The sequence below is a fragment of the Rhodococcus sp. EPR-157 genome, assembly GCF_001647195.1.
Classification (GTDB): domain Bacteria; phylum Actinomycetota; class Actinomycetes; order Mycobacteriales; family Mycobacteriaceae; genus Rhodococcoides.
Genome location: NZ_LVCV01000383.1, coordinates 1 through 2629, shown reverse-complemented (window position 1 = coordinate 2629; position 2629 = coordinate 1). Strand labels below are relative to the sequence as shown.

At 65.6% G+C, this 2629-nt stretch carries 1 protein-coding gene and 1 pseudogene; both read right to left on the bottom strand.

Translation table 11 applies throughout. From position 1 onward, the window contains the following. A partial coding sequence (locus A2J03_RS17435) for an arabinosyltransferase domain-containing protein (protein ID WP_197480837.1) occupies nucleotides 1-1867 on the bottom strand: 1867 nt, incomplete at its 3' end. Nucleotides 1868-2051: 184 nt separating this feature from the next. Continuing rightward, nucleotides 2052-2629, bottom strand: a pseudogene (locus A2J03_RS17430) (glycosyl transferase); the annotation flags it as partial.

The window sequence follows — 2629 nt, the reverse complement described above, 5'->3', positions numbered from 1 at the left end:
GCGTCGAGAAACCCTTCCCTGCGATGGACGGCGGTTTGTCGAACCACGGAATGCCGTAGCTGGAGACGTACCACCAGCCGTTGGAGCCGGTGAAGGCCAGCGCCGTCAGGAACAGCACGGCAGCGGTGAACAAAGTCCGATTGCGCGGCGAACGGATGGTCGCGGCCGTGACGCTGACGGCGGCCAATGCTGCGACCGATCCCGCGAGACCGGCGTAGACACCGAAGTGGTGAGTCCACTTGGTGGGAGTGAACATCATCAAAGCCAGTGCGCCGATGATGATTCCGAGAATGCGGCGGGACGGTCCGATCGCTGTGCCGGGAATCCGTCCGTTCTTGCGCAGCATCACGAAGACCGATACCGCGACGGACAGCAGCATCACGAACACGCCGAACCGTCGGGCGAGGGAGCCGTCGGGAGTGATCATCATCAGTGAATCCCAACGGATTCGCTCGTCGAACCACGCCACGTTCGGGCCGACTGCCGACCGCACCCGGGTCGCTTCGAGGACAGTGGCGACGGTTTGGTCGGCGAAGATCGCGATCAGAACAGCAAATCCCGACGCCATCAGCGGTGCGATCAGGGCGGCGAACCCGACGGTTTGTGCGCGGCGAATCAGGATCTGTACGAGCGGTCGTGCGCCTGCCAGCAACGCGGCGATACTGATGAGTCCGGTCGGACCGGCGGCGAGGGAGAACGCGGCGATCAGCAGCGCAATGGCCGCGGGGAGCAGGCGGCCGGTAGCGATGGCTCGCTCGATGGAGCACCATGTCAGCAGCGCGCCGAGGGCGATGACCGGTTCCGGGCGAAGGCCGTTGTCGTAGGGCAGCCAGAATGCCAGGAAGACGAGGCCGCCGGTCCACAGCGCGACCTTCGACGAGCGGACGGCACGGCCGAGGCGCGGGACGACCTCACGGCTGATCACCATCCAGCACAGGATTCCGGCGAGCAGGGCAGGTAGTCGCATCCAGACGCTCGCGGTGGAGACCTTCGCCAGTGCGGCGAGCATGTCGTAGTACGGCATCCCGAACGGTGCTTCGGGGACGCCGAACCAGCGGAAGTAGTTGGCCATGTATCCGGCGTTCTCGGACACCCTGGCCATGTTGAGCAGGTAGCCGTCGTCGGAGGTGTTGGCGCCGATGATGTGCCAGAGCAGCAGTGTCCCGAGGACGACGGCGTCGACGCCGGTGATCTTCCACCACCGGGCGGGAAGGAAACCGCGTGCGCGACGACCGTCGAGACCGTCGAGCCGGTGCAGCGCGAACAGCGACATGACGATGGCGAGGGCGCCGACGATCATCGCGAGAAGTTTGAACAGGGTTGGGCTGGAAGAGAACCGGGAGTCGATCGAGGCGGTGACGCTCAGGCCTGGGGTGGCCTGCTGCAGGTCGGTGAAGATACCCACCATCTGTGGCCTGACGTCGCCGTCGACGGTGGTGGATTCGCCGTCGACGTTCACCACCGTGCGTGCAGAGTTGCTGTCCACCGTGACCACGCACCCAGCGGTTGCAGGGGCCTCGGCCAGAACCCGATCCCGGAGAATCACCTGGAGGTTCTGCTCGTCGGTGACCTTGACGACGAGTCCGCGGCTTTCGACGCCCGGTGCGCCGGACGGCAGCGTGGACACGAGGGTGCCCGGTGCGTCCGTGCACGGGATCGACGCCTCGAGGCTCAGCGGCGTGTAGGACACCAGCGGTGACTCGACGCTGCCGAAGCTCTCCGCCGGCCACGAGATGGTCGCGGCCGATTCCTCGACGGGAAGAAGCGGCGTCGCGAGGGCGAGGATCACTCCGATCAACCCGGCGAGGATGGCAACTGTCTTGGCTGTACCGACGCGAGCAGTCTTCAACTCGAGTTTGGAACGCACTCGATCATGTTAGGGGAGGCGGGAGTGGAGCCTGCGGAATGACCCTTGGGGCGGGAGTGGAGCCTGCGGAATGACCCTTGGGGCGGGAGTGGAGCCTGCGGAATGACCCTTGGGGCGGGAGTGGAGCCTGCGGAATGACCCTTGGGGCGGGAGTGGAGCCTGCGGAATGACCCTTGGGAGGCATTCAGGGAACGAGGGTGCGGACGTCCCAGATCCAGACGCCGTCGTGGTACTCGGCCTCGAAGCCGAGTAGGGCGTTGACGGTGTTGCGCAGTGCGACGCTGTTGCGTCCCGGTTGAAGCACCACGACGTCGGCGGACCAGAACTGGAGATCGGCGCGGGCGTCGGCTTGCTGCTCGGCTGTGATCTCCGGAACTGTTCCCGAGTTACGGACGGATCCGAGGAGCAACGCGGTCGGGCGGTCCACTGCGCCGTACTTGGCTGTCTTTTCCTCGGTGTCGCTCGGTCCGACGAAGTAGCCACCTGCGAGCGGGAAGCTCATGTCGGCTTCGATCTGCCATCGCAGCGGCCGCGCATCCTCTGGGCGAGGCAACGGAACAGTGACCACTGAACCGTCGTCGACGTAGTTCTTCCAGTCACCGCTCGCGAAGAACTGTGGCGTCGCGGTTCTCTCCACTACCTGCAGGGGTGTCGGAAGCAGCGGGACGAGTGCCAAGGCCAAAGCGATGGACCAGACTGCCGGGATCGGTCGCAGCCCGCGCTTGAACGCTGCGTCCGTCGCCAGCACCAGAAGTAGGGCAA